The following is a 17,826-nucleotide window of genomic DNA, read 5'->3' on the forward strand; positions in this document are numbered from 1 at the left end:
AGGAATCCTTCTGCCCGAGCCTTGCATCAAGGAGACCGCGACGAGAACCGTTATTTGGAGATCACCGCTTGCCACTCGTTTACCGCACTCTTTTCACCGTTCCACCGCCGTGCGACGTCGTCGACCTGAGCCTCGACACGTTTTCGGCCTGGCTTGCGCAGAAGTCCGACGGCTGGACCCCGGACATGAGCCGGTCCGGGCACTACGTGGTGGACCACCGCTACACCGTGAAAGTCATCCGGCACGACAACCCCGACGAAAACCTGCGTTTTGTCCGGCTCAAAACCGAGTCCTTGCACGAGCGCAGCGGAACCGTCTGGCAGACCGTGCTGACTGCCGTGTCCGACCCGGGGCGCGAAGCCGATCGCACCGTCTGGATCGAGATGACCGCGACATCCCCCCGGGAGAGGATCGGTGTGGGCGGTGAAGGGGTCTTCGAAGTGGTCCGGCCCAAACTCGTGCGGTCGTTTCTGAACTCGGCACGGTGCTTCGACGGCGCGGCCATGCTCACCGAAACCCCGGTCATCGTCCGCGGCCGCGACGAGCAGGCCGTCGAGGCGCTGCTGACCGCGATCTGCGACAGCTCCCGCAGGCTCGCGCTGGTCGCCACCGGGGTCCCCGCAGACCTCACCGTCCTCACCTGGCAGAACGCGATAGGGCAAGTGCTCAAGTTCGCGTGCGGCATGTACTCCGGCTATGTGCTCGACCGGGCAGCCCAGCAGCGGGTGGCTGCCCGCCTCCCCAAAGACTTCAGCATCCCCATGGGCGGGGTCCGCACCTTCCTGCCCGGGGTGCAGTTGACCGACCTCACCGACCACCTGCGCCACCCCATGCTCAGCGCGCGCAGCATGGACGAGTCCCGCACCGGCAGGATGATCCGCGCCCGGGTCGGCAGAAAACTCATGCCCGCACTGCACACCACCGCACTGAACCTTGCGCTGCCTGACGCGCTGCTCCACGTGGACGCGCTGCTGGACGAGGAGGAAGCGGACCTTCCCGCCTCCCCTGTGGCGCCGCGCGTCTCCAAAGCGACTGTCGTCTACCGCACCGAGTCTGCGACCGCGGCACGCTCCCCCGCCCCCGACCCCACGGACGCGGAACGGGAACGCACCCTGGCGTTGGCCGCCGAACTGAAACGGCGCAATGCGCGCCTCGCCGAGCTGGAACGGGACTACGAGCAGTTGCGCTCCGAACTTAGGGAGACGGTGCGGGAACGCAACCAGTACCGGGAGCAGTTACGCAAAGCCCGCTACGAGAACACGTGGCTGCGCGACCAGCTCCGCAACTTCGGCCACTACGAGACGGCTGCCACCCACCCTCCGATCCCGCCGAGCGAAGTCCCGCCCGAGGACTTCGAAGAACTGTGGGAGCGGATGACCGATGAGACCTCCTTCCCCTATCTGCGGGTGACGATCGACGACGCGCTCGACGACATGCGGGAGCTCAGCGGCCACAAGAAAGAACGGCTGTGGGTGACGAAAGCGTGGGAGGCGCTGCGGGCCCTCAACGACTACGTGCGCTACCAGTTGACCCACCCGGAGAACAGCAAACCGCTCCACGACTATCTGCGGGACCAGCCTGACGGCTTCTTCACCATCCCGGTGAAGCGGATGGCCGCCCACGAGAGCGACACCGTGCAGAACCGGGCGAAGTTCAGCGGCAAACGCATCTTCCGGGTGCCTACCGAAGTGCACCCGGACGGGGTGGTCCCCATGTTCGCGCACATCAAACTGGACACCGAGTACGGGGTCTGCCCGCGCCTGTACTACTACCCGGACTTGGGTCCCGGGCGGACCAACCGGATCTACATCGGGTATCTCGGCCGTCACCTGCCCGTGCACAGCACGAATTGACGGGAGCGTGCCGGGCCGGTCTTCGGGCCGCGGGACAGGCCGGTGGCCCGTGCCTGTTTTTGCTGCCGCCTCTCGTGGCGGGTCGACGCCCGCGGCCCGAAGACTGCATCGGCACGCGCTGCACTCTACTGCCCGCTGTCGGCGCCTGGCATGGCCGCCGCACCCGGAGAAAACCAGGTTAGGGGCCTGGATGCAACGGCGACTGTTCGGCCGCAGGCTCGTGTTCGGGGTCGCTGTCGGGTTCGGTCATCCGCATAGCGGGCGTGCTGCCCGCATCGAAGAGGCGGGCGAAGTCGGCGTCGGTGCCCGCGACCGCCTCGATCCGCCGATTGCGGGCCCGGCCTTCCACGGTGCTGTTGTCGGCGATCGGGTTGGCGGCGCCATGCCCGGCGGTGATGAAGGCGACCCCGTCGACCGGCATCATCTCTTGGAGGAATGCCGCGGCTTCTTCCGAGCGCTGCAAGGACACCTGCAGGTTGGCTTCCGGGGTGCCGGTGTCGTCCCCGTACCCGTCGATCCGCACCCAGGAGGCGTCGGCTGCGGCAGCTTCCTCCGCGAAGCGCTGCAGTTCCACGATCCCCTCGTAGGTGAGTTCGGTGCCGTTGTGGGAGAAGTGGACGACCGCGGTAATGGTGCGGGGCGGGTCTGCCTGGGGCTCGTGGTTCTCGTCTGCCTGCGCCCGGTGGTCTTCGGGGAGGGGTGCCGCGTCTTCCTGGGGCGGGGAGACGTCGGCGTCCGCGGTCCGCTCCTGCGGCTCCGCGGTGGTCGGGGGCGTTGCGGGGTTCGCGGACTCTTCTGGCGTGTCCACAGCAATCGTGTCTTGTTCAGGCGCTGCCGGCGGGAACAGGACGGCCGAGAACGCGAACAAGCCGAGGGCGAGGACACCGACAAGGGGGAGGGTGACGTAGCCGGACCACGGTCCTTTCCGTGGCTCTCGAGCCCAGCCCACGGTCCTCGTGTTCCGGACCGCTGCGATCCGCCATTGCCCATAGTGTCGTTCCGTCACGCGACTGAGAGTAGAAAACCCCAGTCCAGGACGGGATTCAGTGCAGGACAGCAAAGGGTTTCCCGACGCCTTTCCCAGGATGCAGAGCCGCGGTTTTCTCGCCATTTGCCCGGTTGGGCGCGGCAGGCGTGTCCGACTTCTCCGCTGAAAACTTCCCGCGAAATAAGTGACGCAGATCACTCTGCCTGTGGGGCGGGTAACGTCGCCACGAAGCGGGATACATCCGACCTGCCCGACGTCCTACCCTGGAGTGGTCATGGACAGCTCTTCCCCTTTCGCGACAGCTCACCCCCGCACCGTTCTCACCGAGCGGGAATGGCAGGAACGCGCCGCCCGGCATGCCGCGCGTGCCGAAGAGTTCATCCGCAGCGCCCAGCGCCCGGAGGCGCGGCCGGTGGAGAGCTTCCTGTTCACCTACTACAGCTACCGTCCCGCCCAATTGCGTCGCTGGCATCCCGGACCGGGAGTGGTGCTGCTCGGCGAGTCCGCGCGGAACGTGTTCCGCCGCTGGTACCGCACGACCACGGTCCCGGGGCCTTCCGGCGACCCGGTGACGGGTGTGGAGTTGGACGTCGCGGCTTTCCTCGCCGACCGGGGCAAAGCGGTGCGGTTCATCGCCGACCTGCTGTCCGCGGTTCGGGCGCGCAGCGCGAACTTCAGCTGTTTCGCCCTGCACGAGTGGGCGATGGTCTACCGGCAGTCCTCTGAGGAGCGGCGGCATGCGCTGCCGTTGCGGCTCGGTGCCGAGGGCACCGACCGGGTCGTGGAGTCGCATCGGATCCGCTGCTCGCATTTTGACGCGTTCCGGTTCTTCACGGCCGAGGCGCGTCCGCTCAACCAGTTGCAGCCCACCCGGGAAAGCCAGATCGCCCTCGACCAGCCGGGCTGCCTGCACGCCACCATGGACTGCTACAAGTGGGCGTACAAGCTCTCCCCCGCGGTCCCCGGCGAGCTGCTGTTGGACTGCTTCGCGTTGGCGCGGGACATCCGGGAGCTGGACATGCGCGCCTCCCCCTACGACCTGTCCGACCACGGGTATGCCCCGGTGTGCATTGAAACCCCGGAGGGCAAGGCGGAGTTCACCGCGGCGCAGCGGGAGTTCAGCGAACGCGGGCAGGTACTGCGGGACCGGCTTTTGGCTGTGATCGCGATGCTGGGGGTGGAGCGTTCCCCTGCGGCCGCGTCGTAGCGTTGCTCGCAGACCACGGGCAGCCTTCGTGTCCTGCGGAAACCCGTGAATCAACGTCAACTATTGACACGATCGCATTCCCTCCGTAACAATTCCTTTACGGAAAGCGCTTTCTTAACAGCGCGGTGTCCGTCAAGGTGGCTCCTCCACCGATCGAAGGCACGGCCCAAGCCGTGCCTTCCCTTCACGTCCTGCCGTCGTCACCGATATCCCCACGGCGGACCGCCCCGCGGCCGCCATCGGTGCCGGCAGCACACCCGACGAAAGGCTGCCTATGCGAGCGCACCCAGCGGCCGCTCCGGCTCGACGACCCCCGGAGCGCTGGCAGACGCCGCGACCACCGCGGTCCGCACCCTGGTAGTGAGCGCCCCAACGGCAGTGGGCGCCCTCCCCTCCGCCCTCGACACCCCCAGCAGCACTCCAAGCATCGTGCGCACCGGCGCCGGAAAGCTCTGACCTGAAGGGTTCCACGACCGGCGGGGACCTACCCCACGGGGTCCCCGCCCCTTCGTTTTTCAGAGTGCGACCGGCCTCACCGGCACCGCGACGACTGCGGGCTGAGCTCCCCGCGCCCCCAACCCGCGGGAATCCGTTCCAGCACGCCGCCGCGGAACACGTCATACAAGTCGAGGGACTCCAAGTGGACGTAGCCGATATGGCAGTCGCAACTGGCTGCCGGGCACGGGCGGGGACGGAGCCGCGCCACGAAAGACCCGTCGTACAAGTTGCCGAGTTCCGTGGGCAGGAAATGGCAGCGGCGCACCGTGCCGTCCCCGAACACGGAGACCACCGTGTTCCCTGTCCGGCACAGCCGCCCCCGACTGGGATGCGGATCCCGGCTGTAGGGGAACAGCGGATCAATCTCCTGCCAGGGTGCTGCCTCGGCATCCGTGTACGAGCGGCCTCCCACAGCATTCACCCACAGGTAGACGTCGTCCGGCAGGTCAGCGCGGAGGCGGCAGGCCGCAGCCAAATGCTCCGGCAGCCCGACAATGCCCACACTGAACCGCACCCCGAGCTCCCGCAACCGGAAGCATTTGGCGAGGAACCGCTCATACCGGGTCTGCGAGGGATGGAAAGTCGCCCACAACGCCGCGGTCTCCCGGTCGCATTCGGCCAACCATTCAACACGACAGCTCAAATTGGTCTGGATAGCGACCCGCTCCACATGCGGCAGGTGGCTGAGCCGCACCATCGCGGCGCGGTACCACGACCGGACAAGTCCTTCCCCCCACGGGGTGAACAGGACGGAGATACGTTTTCCCGGGCTTTGCGTAGCCTGGCTGGCCACCCAGTCCACGAACCGTTCCACGGCGGCACGGTCGGCGCGCAACTGCTCCGGGGTGTCGCGCCGCTTAGCGAACGGACAGTACGAGCAGTCGTAGTCGCAACTGGCCAGCGGCCCCCGATACAAGATGGTTATGTCGTGGGGAAGAGTCATCGCGCGTCGTACTCCGCCATCAGCCTGGTCACCCTGGGTGAGAAGAACAGCGGACCCACCGTGTCGGAGTAGGCGAGCCCTTCGTCGGTGAGCCGCACCACCCGGGAGGTTTCCGTCACCCAGCCACGCTGGGTCAAAACCGCGAACTCCGCGGGAAAGTCGGTGCGCGGATCAGAAGCGAACCGCGACCGGTACCAGTCAAGGTCGAGACCGTCGGCTTGCAGCAGCGACTGCAGCAGGTGGCGCCGCCGCCGCTCGTCCTCGTCAAGCCGGAACCCCACTTCGGCACAGTCGAACCCGCCCGGACCACGGGAAATGTAGTCGTCGAGGATCGCCCGCACCTGACGCACACCGACCGCGTAATCGAAGGAATAGTGCAGCCCGCGGGTGTAGGAGCGGGCCCCGCAGCCCAAACCGACCATGCCGTCAGTCTGACAGCAGTAGGCGGGCCCCGTCTCCGACGGCGCATCAACCCGCTCGAACATGCGCATCGACACCTGCCGATAGCCGCGCTCCAGCAGATAGTCGCGGCCCTGCTGGTAGAGGGTGCGGCGCTGGTCGTCCCACGCCCGGCCGCGCTTCCCCAACCCGGTCAGCGGGCGCACATACAGCGGGTACAGGTAGATCTCCTCCGGCCGGTACGCCACGGCAGCGTCCAGCGAATAGCGCCAACTGTCCGGGGTCTGCCCGGCAATGCCGTAGATGAGGTCGATGTTGAGCCGGGCGCGCGGGGCGTGGCTGCGGATCGCGGCAAGCGCCCGGTCCACGTCGGCGCGGCGCTGCGGCCGCCCCACCGCGTGCGCCTCGGCGTCCAGGAAACTCTGCACCCCGATACTGATCCGGCTGGCCCCGCGGGCCGCCACCACATCGAGACGCTCCGGGGTGGCGGTTGCCGGAGAAGTCTCCACCGACGTGGGAATGGCCGCCAAATCCACGCCAAGAACCCGGTCGGCCAGGTCGTAGAGCCGGTGGAGTTCGTCAGCGGTCAGATAGGTGGGAGTGCCGCCGCCGAAAGCAGCACGGGCGAACCGCGCTGTGCCGCCGAGCGCGTCCGCGACCGCCTCAGCCTGCCGGGCAAGCGCATCCAGGTAGGCAGTGACCTGCTCGGCAGGCGGTACCGCGCGGGTGAACAGGTTGCAGAACCCGCAGCGCACTTCACAGAACGGAATGTGGAAGTACAGGAACAGGGCATCGGTGGGCTCGTCCCGCCACACGTCGGCCAGCCGCGGGGCCGGGATGAGCGGACGGTAGGCGGTCTTGTGCGGATAGCCGTAGACGTAGGTGCGGTACGGCGTGTCCGCGGGGGGCGCGGCAACGGGATAGCTGTGCAGTGTGGTCACAGGGATGCCAGTCTTTCTGCGGTGTCGGATACGGGCAGGCCCGCCACGAGTCAGTGGCCGAGGACAAAGTGGGCGTAGGGGACCGTCCACACTGTTTCGTGGCCGATCCTGTGCCCGGTGTAACCGTCCTCGCCGTAGGCGGTGCCGTGGTCGGAGCAGATGATGGTGAAGCACGGGCGCCGGGACGCAGCCGCTTCGAACAGCGCGGGAATGTGCCGGTCGACGTATTCAAGGGCGGCGGCGTGGCTGGCAGGCGAGTCCCCGTCCTCTCGGGTCGCCCCAGGCAGGTAGAACCAGTTGGGCTGGTGGAGCGCGGCCACGTTCACCAGCAGAAACAGGGGCTGCTGCGCCGGGGTGGCCGCGATGATGCCGGTCGCGCACGCCACCTGGTGTTCAAAAGAGGCAGGCTCGGTCACTCCGAACGACGGCTCCCAGCGGCTTTCCGCGAACAGGTCCGGCAGGACTGAGCCGAGCGCGGAACGCCGGTTGAAGAACCCTGTGCCGCCCACGCACGCCGTGTGGTAGCCGACTTCAGCTAACGCGGTCGGCAGGTCCGGGGCCGTAAAAGTCCACGTGTACTCGTCTGTGGTGGCACTCCCGGGAAAAGCGGCAGCAAACAGTCGGGGATGCGGGCCAGGCGCGGCGGGGGTGGGCAGGAACCCGGCGAGCATGGCCAGGTGGGAGGCGTAGGTGAAACTCGCGGGGGCGTGCCGCCGCTCCCACCTCCCGTCGGGGAGCACGGCAGCGAGGTTCGGGGTGCGTCCCTCCCGGGCGAGACGGTCCGCCACGTCGTAGCGCAGCGTGTCCAAGGTGATCAGCAGGATGTCGTGGGTGCCGACCACGTCGTTCATGTTGGGGCGGGTGTCCATCGGCGGCTCCGTTAGAGAGGGGTCCAGGCAAGTCCGGTCTCGGTTGGGGCGTGTCGGGTCGCAGGCACGGCTCAGTCCGCGGCCACCACCGTTTCCTTTCCCGCGCTTCCACTGGACTGCTCCCGCACTGTCCGGGGCGGCAGCGGGGTGAACCGTCCGGTGCGCACAGCGTGCAACTGTTCGGCGTAGGTGTCGCGCCCTTCATGCAGGACCCCGGGGAGGAGGTCCCCGAACGCGTTGACCTCGCACACGACGCTGCGGTGCCAGCCGGGTGCCAGCAGCAGGTCGACACCGGCGTGCAGCGTGCGGGGAAAACACGCGGCAGCGGCCTCCGCGGTCTGCATCGCGGTGTGCCAGGCGGCTTCCCCCATCCGGGCGCGCAACGCGGCCAGGTCCCCGCGCGCGTTCCCCAAATGCAGGTTGGTCATGGGCGAGGTCGATGAGCGCACCACCACGTGGGTGGCGCGGCCCGCCACGACCAGCACCCGCAGGTCGATAGTGCGACCGTGGAGTCCCGCTTTCGGCAGCCAGCGTTCCACGTGCACCCCGTCAGCGCACAGCGTGTCGATGAGGGCCGCCACTTCGGCCTCATCGGTGTAGGTGCGGATACGCAGACTGTTGTAGAGCGCGACCCCGGTGCTGGCGTGCACCAGGTCAGCGGAGGTGACCGCGTGGACCCGGTCGCGGTGCACGGTCAACGCCACCACCCCGGACGCGGAGGAGCCGTGCACGGGTTTGACGAACACCCGAGCCCAGCCGCGCTCCGCTAGCTGCGCGCGCAGGTCCGCGTAACTGGTGACTCGACGGTCCAAGGCAGGCGGAACCGGGACTCCGGCGGCACTCAAGCGGGCATGGCAGCGCCGTTTGTCGCACATGACGACAAGATCAGCGGGGTCTTGGAGCAGCCGGGCCCCGGGAGCAGCGCCCACAGCCGCGGCGAGCCGCTCTAGCGCAGAACACAAACCCGTGTGGAAGGCCGCGCTGCCTTCCACCCGGTGGAGGTCCGGAGCACGGCTGAGTCCGCGGAGCAGCCGTGCTGTCTCAGCGTCTTCCCCGGGGGAGTCAACCCGGACCAGGGCCCCGGGCGGCACCCGCACCCGCCCGGCAGCTAATTCCGCCCAGGGCAGGACAACCGGGTCGGGAAGCCCGGCGGCGCGGGCCGCCTGGGTGAACAGGTGCAGCCTGCGACTGCCGGGGACAGCGACGACAGCAAGAGGAGAGACGTCCACTCGGCGACCTTACAAGCGGGCAGTGACCGCGATGCAGCCTCGGGTTCGGCGGCACAGTGGTCGACCTCGCGTCAAGACAGCTCCGCGGCATGCGGCCACGGGAAGCCTTGCAGTTTGCTGTGCATGAGACGAAGAGGTCGCAAACTCCCCTTCCCCGCTCGAGCACAACAGCGCTGTCGCATCAACGGTCGCGCTCACCACGGGTGAAGAGAATGGCCCAGCAGAGCTGGATGCGCTATACCCCGGTCAGAGGCATTGCCCTATCCGCTCCACGCAGAGCGTGGCAGCCACCGATAGTGCCCACACGAGGACCAGACCCACCCACGAGTCCTTTTCCGCTTTTGGGAAGTGAATGAAATCAGCGCCACCCGCTGGTAAACTCGCAGGTCGTTTAGTGTGCTTTCCGCGTATGCGGGGATGGTCCTCTGGGTGGTCCCTCGGGTCACAGACAGGCTGCGTACTCCCCGCGCATGCGGGGACGACCCCCTGCATCAGCGCCCAAGGAATCTTCGATAGCGGCCCCGGGGAGGTGAGCTGCCCGGGGCCGGGAGCCTGTCTCTGCTGTTACGGCTACTCGGTGACAGACGGGTAGTAGTAGGTCTTCCCCTGGTACACCTCGGGTTTGCGGGCGTCGCTCAGCTCGAGGTCCACCCCGGCCAGGGCTGCACGCACCCGCTCCTGCATCCCCTCGGTGAGGAAGTGGTGGCGGATCACCAGCCGCTCCAAAGTCCGGAACGTGGGGGCGGTGGCGAGCACCTCGCCGCCCGCGTCGGTCAGCACATGATCCGACAGGTTGAGGACACGCACCCGTTCCAGGACGGGCGCCTCAGCGAGAGCACGCACCAAGTCGTCGCCCCACTCTGAGTTCCGCAATCCCAGGGAACGCAAAGAGGGGAACAGTTCCCCAGCGAGCAGCGGGGTCAGGTCGTCCAGGGTGGTGGTGCCGCCGTAGCCTTCCACCCCGAACCACAGTTCCAGGTGTTCCAGCGCGGGAAGCTCGGAAGCCAGAATCCCTGCGGTGGCCTGCCGCGGCAGTCCCCCCGTCTGCGCGGTGAGTTTGCGCAGCGACCGGTGTTGGGTGGCGGACAACCTCAGGCCGTTCCCGCCGCGCACCACGAGCTCCTCCATACCGGGGAAGGCGGCGAGCAGCGGCGCCAGGTCAGTCTGCTCAATCCAGGAGATTTCCGCTTCCTCCACGATGAATTCGCCGAAAAACAGGGAGCGCAGTGCGGGGAACCGGTCGGCGTGGGCGGTGAGCAGGTCGCGGGGCATGTCCCCCGCGATTTCGTAGCTTTCACCCCAGCAGCCGATGATCAGCGCGGTGACCTGTGTGGTGTCCACGCTGGAAATAAACCGGGTGAAGTGGTCTTCGAAAGTCTCGTCTGAGTCCGCGACGACGCGGAGCCGCCACGCCGCGGTGCCCGGCTGGGCGAGCGCCTCCGCGTAGATGTCCCCCGGCTCCCAGCGGTCGGGGACCGGCTGCTCGGCACGGCGGGCGCGCCATTGGGCGTCGAGGAGCTTCTGCTGTTCGATCGCGGGAGAGAGGAACTCCACGACGGGCAGCCCAGCAAAGTCGGTGAGGTGTTCGTAGAAGCTCATAGATCGTATTCCTGTCGATACCAGGCCAGGGCCGCCCTTAGTGAAGCAGCGAACACCGACGAATAGCGGGATGCCACGCCCACGAACACGGCAGTTGTCTGCGTGCATGGCTGTGCGGGGCGCGCGTGGTGCGGTTTCGGCTGCGGCGTAATGTGCGGGGTGAAAGGCTCGGGCAGTGCGCGATATCGCAGGAGCACCGAAGGGCTTCGTACGACGTCTCCTTCTTCTGGGCTGCTGTGCGGGGGAAGAGGGGACTGTGGGTCAAGAGTGCGGCCGGTGGGCGACGGCCCCGTCGAAGAATCCCCAGGCGAGCGAGTGGTGCTGGTCGATCACGAATCCTTGGTCCCGGGCGACGTCTACGGGGCGGCGGCGGGGTGCGGTGCCGCGCCGTCGGGCTCGCAGCGGTTCGATCCAGCGCATCGGTGCGCGCGTGTATTCGACGTGGTCGAGGAGGAGCAGTCGGCCGCCGGTGCGGAGGACGCGGCGCATTTCGTTGAGTGCGGCGGCCTGCCCGGGGATTTCGCACAAGGCGAGGAAGCACACGACCGTGTCGAAGTCGGCGTCGGAGAACGGCAGGTGGCGGGCGTCCCCTTCGTGCAGTTCGACGGGGAAGCTGGCCCGGCTGGCTGCGGTGCGGGCTTGGCTCAGCATGCCGGGGCTCAGGTCGATGCCGACCACCTCGGTCACGTCGGCGGAATAGTGGGCAAGGTTGCGGCCGGTTCCTACGGCCACGTCGAGGACCCGGCCGGATGCTTGAGCGCACAGCCGCTGCCGGGTGTCTTTGAGGATCTTCCGTTCCAGCCACGCCCCGTCGTCGTATCTGGGGGCCCTGCGGTCCCAGATCTGTCGGGTGTGGGCGACGGCGCGATCTTGGCGTTCCCTGCTGATCTGTGTGTTCATTGTTCGCCCTGCGGTTGGTAGACCCGTAGTTGACCTCTGCCCCCAGTGTGAAAGTTAATGTCAACATGAAGTCAAGCTCCGTGGAATTGTCTATCGGGGAGCTCGCCGCTCGGTTCGGGCTTGCCCCGCACGTGCTGCGCCACTGGGAGTCGATAGGGCTGCTGCGCCCCGCGCGCCGAGTCAACGGGCGCCGCCGCTACACCGCCGAGCATGTAGGGCTGGTCGCGTTGATCTTGCGCGGCAAGGACGCCGGGTTCAGCTTGGAACAGATGCGGGATTTGCTCGTCGCGCCGGACGGGGAGACGCGGCGCGCACTGTTGACCGACCATTTGGCTGCGCTTGACGCCAAGATCGCCCAGTTGCAGCGGGCTCGGGCCTTGGTGGAGCACACGTTGAAGTGCACTGCTGACGACTTCCTCACCTGCCCTGATCTGCACGCGCTTCTCGACGAGCTGGTGGCGGAATCGTTGGCGGTGCCGGATCCAGCGCAGCGCAGCGGGTCTTCCTGTCTGGCCAGGCAGGAACCGTAGGTGCAGCCTTGCAAAGGGCTAGCCGCTGACGGCCGCGTGGGCTGTCAGCATGGTCGTGGCTCGGGACGCCATGGTTGTGGAGTGGGAGGCCGCGCGGTCCCATTCGCCATGGGGATGGGATCCGAACGGAACCGCGCGGGGTCTGCTGGATCAGCCGGGGAAGACCACGTCGCTGCAGGCGTAGAACGTCCGGTCGTCGTGGCTGGCCTTCCAGTTCATGGAGACGATGTGGCGTCCCGGGCGTCCGGGGCGTGCACGTCGATGTCGATGGACACTCCGTTGAGGGGGTACTGGTTGTCGGGTCGGTCTTCACCGGCGGTGAGGACTCCGGTGTCGGCGACGAGTTCCAGGTCGGACCGGAGCGGGTCGGTGACCGGGTTGTAGTCCTGTGTGGTGGCGTCGATGCGGATGTCGTCGGCTCCGTGGTGGGCTCGGTCGTGGACGGTGGAGTGGTGGTTGACTTCGGTGGCGTGCCCTTCACCGGGGACGTCCATGGCGGCGTAGCGGCTGTTTCCGGTGCGGCCCGCGCTGCACAGTTGCCTGTCGGGATTGCCGCCTGGTGGTTGTCTGCGAGGTGCTCCCCGGTATCACCCGTTCCAGTTCCCCTGGCGGTGGTGTCGGCTTGCCATGCTTGCCAGCACACGGGGTCTTCACTGTTCCCAGCAGCTGTAGGGGCGGGAGAGCGGGTTGATGGTGGGGCCGTGGGCGGACGCGGTGCCGACCGTGAGGGTGGAGAGCAGCGGTGCGGCTGTTGCGGCTACGACGAGCGCGCACTGCCCGAGACGGCGACGTGCTGCGGAACGCACGGGACCTCCTCCGAAGTGGGGTTTCGGTGGTGTGCTCCCGGTCGGATGGCAGGCCCGAAAACTCTGAGCAATCAATACATAACGGTACGGAAATCCTTTTCCGCACACTTCTCTCGGTCCAACGCGCCGTTTCCTCGAAATCCGCCCAGTTCAGGACGGGATTCTTCAGAGTTCTCGTTTCCTAGGCCCGTAGTGTTCCGTCCTCCGGGAAAACGTGTTTTCCTGGGTGTTGCGGTTCTCTCCGGACGGACTCCCCTGTCGGGAAAATTTTTCCTCGACAGTCCTCCCCCAGCCTTTCACCCACGTCAGTCCCAAGAGGCAACGAGGAGACAACAGCCGTTCCATGGCGTTTTTTCGAACCATTAATTATGGTCAGTGCTCGATGTCTGACCGCGCCGGGCTTCTCACCAGATCACCGAATCCGCCGTGTCCGGCACGGAAGGCGCAGCGTCCCGCACCCTTTCCCTTCTCACGCACTAGGGGGCATTCTTTCCATTTCCCACGCAATACTCCCTGTTTCGGACGCGCCGAAAAACGCTGTTCTCCTGACAGAAAAGGAGTGGAATGGGCGAGGAGAACGTTTCGTTCGGGGCTGAACTCCGCCGGCTGCGCACGGAAGCCGGATGGAGCCTCGCGGACCTCGCGGAAGCAGTGCACTACAGCAAAAGCCACCTGTCCAAAGTGGAGACGGGCCGCAAATCCCCCTCCGCTGACCTAGCCCGTGCCTGCGACACCGCGCTCGGCGCCGAAGGCCGCCTTGCTGCGCTGGTCCGCGGACGTCGGCCCACCACCCGATCCGGTGCCTCGGGGCCGCCGCTGCCCGCCGCAGGCCCTCCCCTGTCGCCGCCCCACGCGTTCGCCCTCGGAGCGGGGGCACTGCTCGGTTTAGGGCCTTCCGGTAAAGAACCGCCCGCTTTCCTGGGGTCCGCGGACGTGCTCACCGCGTTCCGCTCGATGTTCGACCAGGCTCGGGTCCTCGGCCAGCGCACCGGCCCCACCCTGGTCCTGCCGACCGTGGCCGCGCAAGCCCACGCACTCACCCGGCTGGCCCGTGGCGCCAAACCGAAACTAGCGGTTCCCGCGCTCCTCCTCGCTTCCCGGTTCGCCGAATACGGCGGCTGGCTTGCCCAAGAAGCAGGCAACAGCCACGGCGCCCTGTGGTGGACCAAACACGCCGTGGACCTTGCTGCCCAGGCCGGGGACCAGGAAATGCGGGCCCAGGCTCTGATCCGCCGGGCCTGTGTAGCCATGTACGCCCACGACGGCCTGCACACCGTCGCCTTGGCCCAGCAGGCGTACGCGATCGCTCCCTCGCCCCGGCTCCGCGCTATGGCAAGCGAACGCGAAGCCCAAGGACACGCCCTGACCGGCGACTACGACCAATGCCGCCGTGCCCTGGACCGGGCCGAGAAGGAAGCAGCGCACGAGACCGCGGAACCGTCAGACCGTCCCCTTCTGGGGAGTTCGACAGTGCCGAACCGGCTCGCTGTCGTCACGGGATGGTGCATGTACGATCTCGGCCGCCCTGCTGAGGCGGCCGAGATCCTTGACCGGGAGCTTTCCGCGATCCCCCACACCGCGGTGCGCGCCCGGGTCCGGTTCGGGATGCGGCGTGCGCTCGCGCACGCCGCCGCAGGCAACCTGGAACGCGCCTGCACCCTCGCACACGGCCTGTTGGAGAAGTTCGCCGCCGTGGACTCCGCGACCGTCGCCCACGACGTCCGCCAACTCGCGCGCACCCTCTCCCGCTGGCACAACGACCCGGCAGTCCGGAACCTCAACCCCCGGCTGGTCCTGGCGCTGCGTCGGGCCCCGGTGTGAACGGTGAGGCGCCGTTGAGCCGAGACGGCTCGGACATGCTCACCGTTTCCTGGGGGTCCGAGCCGTCCCTTTTCTCGGCAACCGGCTCGTCCCAGTCCTGTTCCGGAAGAAGGTAGCGCTCCCGCAAATACCGCGCGGTGTCTTCGTGCCCCTGCCATTCGAGCAGGTTCGCGAGCCGGTCCGCGAACACGTGGCGTCCTTCCGGCAGGCTGTCGACGAGCGCGCACGCCTGCTGGTAGGAGATCGATCCGGTGACCGCATCCGGCCGGTCCGCACGGTCCTGCCAGTCCGAGCCGATCCACCACGGGGAGAACGCTGCCTCTTCACGTCCGGAGATCGTCTCCGACATGCGGCTGAAAGCCTCCACCAGCCGGGCGGCCTCCCGCAGTTCCTCTGGTCGAGGACGTGCCTTGCTGTCCCGGGCCAGCCACCACAGCAAGGCCTGTGCGGGGGAGGAGAGCGTCGTCCCGAGAGCATCCCGCCGGACCTGCTCCACCTCCTGCTCCCGCTCCCATATCCGCAAGTCCTTGCGGAACGAGGAGAGCCGCTGCAGCCGCTGAATGTCCTCTTCCACCAGTGTCAAGACGACGTTGTTCGCCCACACGGTCAACCCTGTGGCGGCGTCAACCACGGGTTCCCCGAGGACAGCAGCGAGCCGGTATTGGGCGATCGTGTGCTCTTCCGGACGGTAGTCCCTAGTGAGCTCCCGAGCACGTTCCAGGAGCGCGAGCGCCGCCACCTGGGCGGGGTTCCCGTGCTGCCCGGTCGGCGTGCCCTGGTAGCGCACGTTCGCGGAGAAACGGAACAAATACCCTTCTTCCGCGCTGGGCAGTTCCACCCCTACCACTTCAGCGCTCTGGATCAGCGCGACAGGGGGCTCTGGGACGCTGGGCTGCGGGATTTCAGCGAGTCCACGGCGGAGGAACCCCTCACCCAGGAAAAACCCCAGGCCCAGCGCTGCGCCTACCAGCAGCACGAGGACCCACCACAGGCCGGGGTAGAGAATCAGCACCCAGAGGAACGTTCCCGCCCCAACCGCGCCAAGGATGGCCTTGGCCTTTTTCTTCTCCTCGAAGAATTTCACGCCTCTTCCTCCTGCCCCGGCCGCTGCCGCCACGCTTCGTGGAGTTCATCGATCCGTCGGGTGACCAACCTGGCAGCGCGCACCCGCCGCGCTCTCTCCGCGGAACCGCCGTGCTGCGTGCCCATGGCCCACCGCAGCGCCGCCGCGTAGAGCACCACCCCCTGCCCGGCGCGTTCCGCTGCCTCGACAAGGAGATCCACCAAGGATGACGCCGCCCCCGTGGCGAGCGCCCAACGGTAGGCGTACTGGACGAGCACGGTCTCCTGCGCACAAACCGTGGCCAACGCCTGCACTAGGACGGGACGCACCTGCGGATCGTCGACAAGGGACGCTCCGGGTTCCGTGGCGGCGAGCCGCTCCAACAGCTCCACATCGGTGGCCCTGTACCGCTGGCTCAGCGCGTCGGCGATCCGCAGCATCAGCCTGAGGCACAACTGCGGCTGCTCCACCAGCGCAAGCAGCGCCTCCGTCGCCTCTTCCTGCACCTTCCTCGCGGTGTGACGGGTCAACTGGTGGAGGCGGACCATCGCCTCATCCGGCCAGGCGTCCGCGATGACCTGGGCGGACACGGTGACGAGCACTCGGGCAAGGCGAGGGGACAGATTGTGGTTGCGCGCCCAGAGAAGGACCTGGCGACGCACCTTGCGGGAAAAGCCATCGTGGGCTAGGGCTTCGCTCAGGGCATAGGCGATCTGGGCGGAAAGATCGAGTCTTCCCCGAGCCCAGTGGGTGATGTAGACGAACAGCTCTTCAATCCGGCCGACCCGCAGCATCTCGCGGGTGAAGTGCGCAACAGCCTGGTCCCGGTCGCGGCCAGTCAGCCCGCGCAGCCGCACACACTGGTCGATCCAGACGCACAGGTCCCTGCCCAGCTCGGGATAGTTGTCCCAGAACCAGTTGCGGACCGCGGCAGCGTAGCCCACCCGTCCGAACCGGACACTGTGGTCTGGCTCCAGCCGTGCCTCAATGTCCTTCAGACGGGAGGTGAACGTGGGACGTTGGAGCCGCGGCTCTTCGGGCTCCGGTGTCTTCACCTGCTCCGCGAGCATCCCGGCGGCCGCAGCCACCACATTGGAGCGGGCCCCTTCGAACATGGCGACCGTCAACAGCAGTGCCCGCTGCCAACTGTCCAGTCCCTCGACTTGTTTTTCGACCTCGGCCCCGTACGCGGTGAGGGCGTCCAATGCCTGGGCGAGCCATTCCGCTGGTCCTGCCTCGGGGGCGCTGCGGCGTCCCTCCCCAGCGATCCGGACCAGCTCAGCGATCTCCCCCATCCGCGCCTTGGGGATCCAGGCTTTGATCTGGTCGGGGAACTCGCCTTCCCAGGCGATGCCTTGTGCTGCGAGGTGGCGCCGCAGCACCTGTTCCCCATCGGGGCGGCCGAGCGGGACGATCAGGTCCCGGAACTCGTCGCGCAGCTCGATCCGCTGGTCCGGGTCGATGACGACGACCAGGTAGGAGTCGTGTGCGCGTACCGCGTTCCGGTAGCCCTCCAGCACCGCCTGGGCTGGAGCGAGCAGCTCCCGGTTGGGGCCGGACAGGTCGAGCAGGAGCTGTTCCCCGCGGCTCAACCGCTCCGGGAGGAGCATGCCGGTCGGCCCGTCCCCCACGTCATAGTCGTCCTCGGGAAGCTCCCGTAGCCGGATCTCACCACCGCCGGCTGTAGCGAGCAGGATTTTCGCCGCGGTCGTCCGTCCGCTTCCTGCTTCCCCCGTGATGATCACCGTCCGCCGTTCGGCGAGCATTTGCAGGGCGTCCCGGTAGCCGTCGGGGGCGAAGAAACATTTCCGGAGGTGTGCTACCTGGTCTTCACCGACGAGAAGGGGGACGCGGTGGTGGAGCCGGCCTCGGTCGTCGATCGTGAACGCGGCGCTGGACAGGTAGATGTGCTGGTCCCCGTCCCCGGTGTGGATGAGTCCGTAAACGGTTCCCAGCTCCGTGTGGGAGCGGGGCGTGTCCGGAAGGTCGCGGTCTTCTTCACGGGGAGTGTCAGCGGCGGGAGGGGTGTGGACGGGGGCCGCTGAATCCCCGTCCACACTGTCTCCCCCCGTGGCAGCAGGCTCGTCGAGGACTGCGTCGGGCTCGTCTACCGCGGGAGGAGCGGGCGGTTCGTCCCACTCGCTCCTCCCGCTTCTCCCCCCATCCAGTGGAAGTTCCAC

General features: G+C 67.5%; 14 protein-coding genes and 1 pseudogene. 4 read left to right on the forward strand and 11 right to left on the reverse strand.

What is annotated here, in order from left to right:
• The first annotated feature begins 68 nt into the window (after positions 1–68).
• Entirely contained in the window at positions 69–1,853 is a 1,785-nt protein-coding gene (locus tag TF1_RS03955; protein ID WP_016188318.1) for a hypothetical protein, read from the forward strand.
• 178 nt (positions 1,854–2,031) lie between these two features.
• Here TF1_RS03955 and TF1_RS03960 read toward each other — a convergent pair whose 3' ends face one another.
• Entirely contained in the window at positions 2,032–2,802 is a 771-nt protein-coding gene (locus TF1_RS03960) for an OmpA family protein (RefSeq protein ID WP_016188317.1), read from the reverse strand.
• Positions 2,803–3,115: 313 nt separating this feature from the next.
• On the opposite strand from TF1_RS03960, the gene TF1_RS03965 reads away from it, so the two are divergent.
• Positions 3,116–4,048, forward strand: a complete 933-nt coding sequence (locus tag TF1_RS03965; protein ID WP_061783638.1) for a hypothetical protein — start codon at positions 3,116–3,118, stop codon at positions 4,046–4,048.
• Between the two features lie 532 nt (positions 4,049–4,580).
• Here TF1_RS03965 and TF1_RS03970 read toward each other — a convergent pair.
• The 6 genes from TF1_RS03970 to TF1_RS03995 all read right to left on the reverse strand — a co-directional run bounded on the left by TF1_RS03970 (position 4,581) and on the right by TF1_RS03995 (position 11,426).
• A complete protein-coding gene (locus TF1_RS03970; protein ID WP_011291187.1) occupies positions 4,581–5,489 on the reverse strand; it encodes an STM4011 family radical SAM protein in 909 nt (302 codons plus the stop codon).
• The gene (locus tag TF1_RS03975; protein WP_011291186.1) at positions 5,486–6,829 is read right to left on the reverse strand and encodes an STM4012 family radical SAM protein; all 1,344 of its coding nucleotides are present in this window, start codon (positions 6,827–6,829) and stop codon (positions 5,486–5,488) included. Before TF1_RS03975 ends, TF1_RS03970 begins: the two co-directional genes overlap by 4 nt.
• Positions 6,830–6,879: 50 nt before the next feature.
• Positions 6,880–7,698 carry an STM4013/SEN3800 family hydrolase gene (locus tag TF1_RS03980; protein WP_011291185.1) on the reverse strand — a complete coding sequence of 273 codons (819 nt, stop codon included), beginning with the start codon at positions 7,696–7,698 and terminating at the stop codon, positions 6,880–6,882.
• A 71-nt stretch (positions 7,699–7,769) separates the two neighbouring features.
• Positions 7,770–8,927, reverse strand: a complete 1,158-nt coding sequence (locus TF1_RS03985; protein ID WP_011291184.1) for an STM4014 family protein — start codon at positions 8,925–8,927, stop codon at positions 7,770–7,772.
• A gap of 570 nt (positions 8,928–9,497) precedes the next feature.
• Positions 9,498–10,526 carry an STM4015 family protein gene (locus TF1_RS03990; protein ID WP_011291183.1) on the reverse strand — a complete coding sequence of 343 codons (1,029 nt, stop codon included), beginning with the start codon at positions 10,524–10,526 and terminating at the stop codon, positions 9,498–9,500.
• A 261-nt stretch (positions 10,527–10,787) separates the two neighbouring features.
• On the reverse strand, positions 10,788–11,426 hold the full coding sequence (locus TF1_RS03995; RefSeq protein WP_011291182.1) for a class I SAM-dependent methyltransferase: 639 nt from the start codon (positions 11,424–11,426) through the stop codon (positions 10,788–10,790).
• A 65-nt stretch (positions 11,427–11,491) separates the two neighbouring features.
• On the opposite strand from TF1_RS03995, the gene TF1_RS04000 reads away from it, so the two are divergent.
• On the forward strand, positions 11,492–11,956 hold the full coding sequence (locus TF1_RS04000) for a helix-turn-helix domain-containing protein (protein ID WP_016188314.1): 465 nt from the start codon (positions 11,492–11,494) through the stop codon (positions 11,954–11,956).
• A gap of 150 nt (positions 11,957–12,106) precedes the next feature.
• Here TF1_RS04000 and TF1_RS16365 read toward each other — a convergent pair.
• Positions 12,107–12,492 (reverse strand): annotated as a pseudogene (locus TF1_RS16365) (lytic polysaccharide monooxygenase).
• Positions 12,493–12,606: 114 nt separating this feature from the next.
• The gene (locus TF1_RS16370) at positions 12,607–12,762 is read right to left on the reverse strand and encodes a hypothetical protein (protein WP_016188313.1); all 156 of its coding nucleotides are present in this window, start codon (positions 12,760–12,762) and stop codon (positions 12,607–12,609) included.
• A gap of 564 nt (positions 12,763–13,326) precedes the next feature.
• Here TF1_RS16370 and TF1_RS04010 point away from each other — a divergent pair.
• Positions 13,327–14,583: a helix-turn-helix domain-containing protein gene (locus tag TF1_RS04010; protein WP_011291178.1), complete on the forward strand. Its 1,257-nt coding sequence runs from the start codon at positions 13,327–13,329 to the stop codon at positions 14,581–14,583.
• On the opposite strand, the gene TF1_RS04015 is transcribed toward TF1_RS04010, so the two are convergent.
• Both TF1_RS04015 and TF1_RS04020 read right to left on the reverse strand, forming a co-directional pair.
• Complete coding sequence (locus TF1_RS04015) at positions 14,540–15,667, reverse strand: hypothetical protein (RefSeq protein ID WP_011291177.1); 1,128 nt, start codon at positions 15,665–15,667, stop codon at positions 14,540–14,542. The genes TF1_RS04010 and TF1_RS04015 overlap by 44 nt on opposite strands.
• The gene (locus TF1_RS04020; protein WP_156482481.1) at positions 15,664–17,826 is read right to left on the reverse strand and encodes an nSTAND3 domain-containing NTPase; all 2,163 of its coding nucleotides are present in this window, start codon (positions 17,824–17,826) and stop codon (positions 15,664–15,666) included. Before TF1_RS04020 ends, TF1_RS04015 begins: the two co-directional genes overlap by 4 nt.

The sequence above is a fragment of the Thermobifida fusca NBRC 14071 = JCM 3263 genome, from assembly GCF_001592045.1.
GTDB lineage: Bacteria > Actinomycetota > Actinomycetes > Streptosporangiales > Streptosporangiaceae > Thermobifida > Thermobifida fusca.

Excerpts from the sequence above, each read along its gene's own strand:
- TF1_RS03965 (WP_061783638.1), top strand. The coding sequence starts at position 3,116 with ATGGACAGCTCTTCCCCTTTCGCGACAGCTCACCCCCGCACCGTTCTC.
- TF1_RS03970 (WP_011291187.1), bottom strand. The coding sequence starts at position 5,489 with ATGACTCTTCCCCACGACATAACCATCTTGTATCGGGGGCCGCTGGCC.
- TF1_RS03980 (WP_011291185.1), bottom strand. The coding sequence starts at position 7,698 with ATGGACACCCGCCCCAACATGAACGACGTGGTCGGCACCCACGACATC.
- TF1_RS03990 (WP_011291183.1), bottom strand. The coding sequence starts at position 10,526 with ATGAGCTTCTACGAACACCTCACCGACTTTGCTGGGCTGCCCGTCGTG.
- TF1_RS03995 (WP_011291182.1), bottom strand. The coding sequence starts at position 11,426 with ATGAACACACAGATCAGCAGGGAACGCCAAGATCGCGCCGTCGCCCAC.
- TF1_RS04000 (WP_016188314.1), top strand. The coding sequence starts at position 11,492 with ATGAAGTCAAGCTCCGTGGAATTGTCTATCGGGGAGCTCGCCGCTCGG.
- TF1_RS04010 (WP_011291178.1), top strand. The coding sequence starts at position 13,327 with ATGGGCGAGGAGAACGTTTCGTTCGGGGCTGAACTCCGCCGGCTGCGC.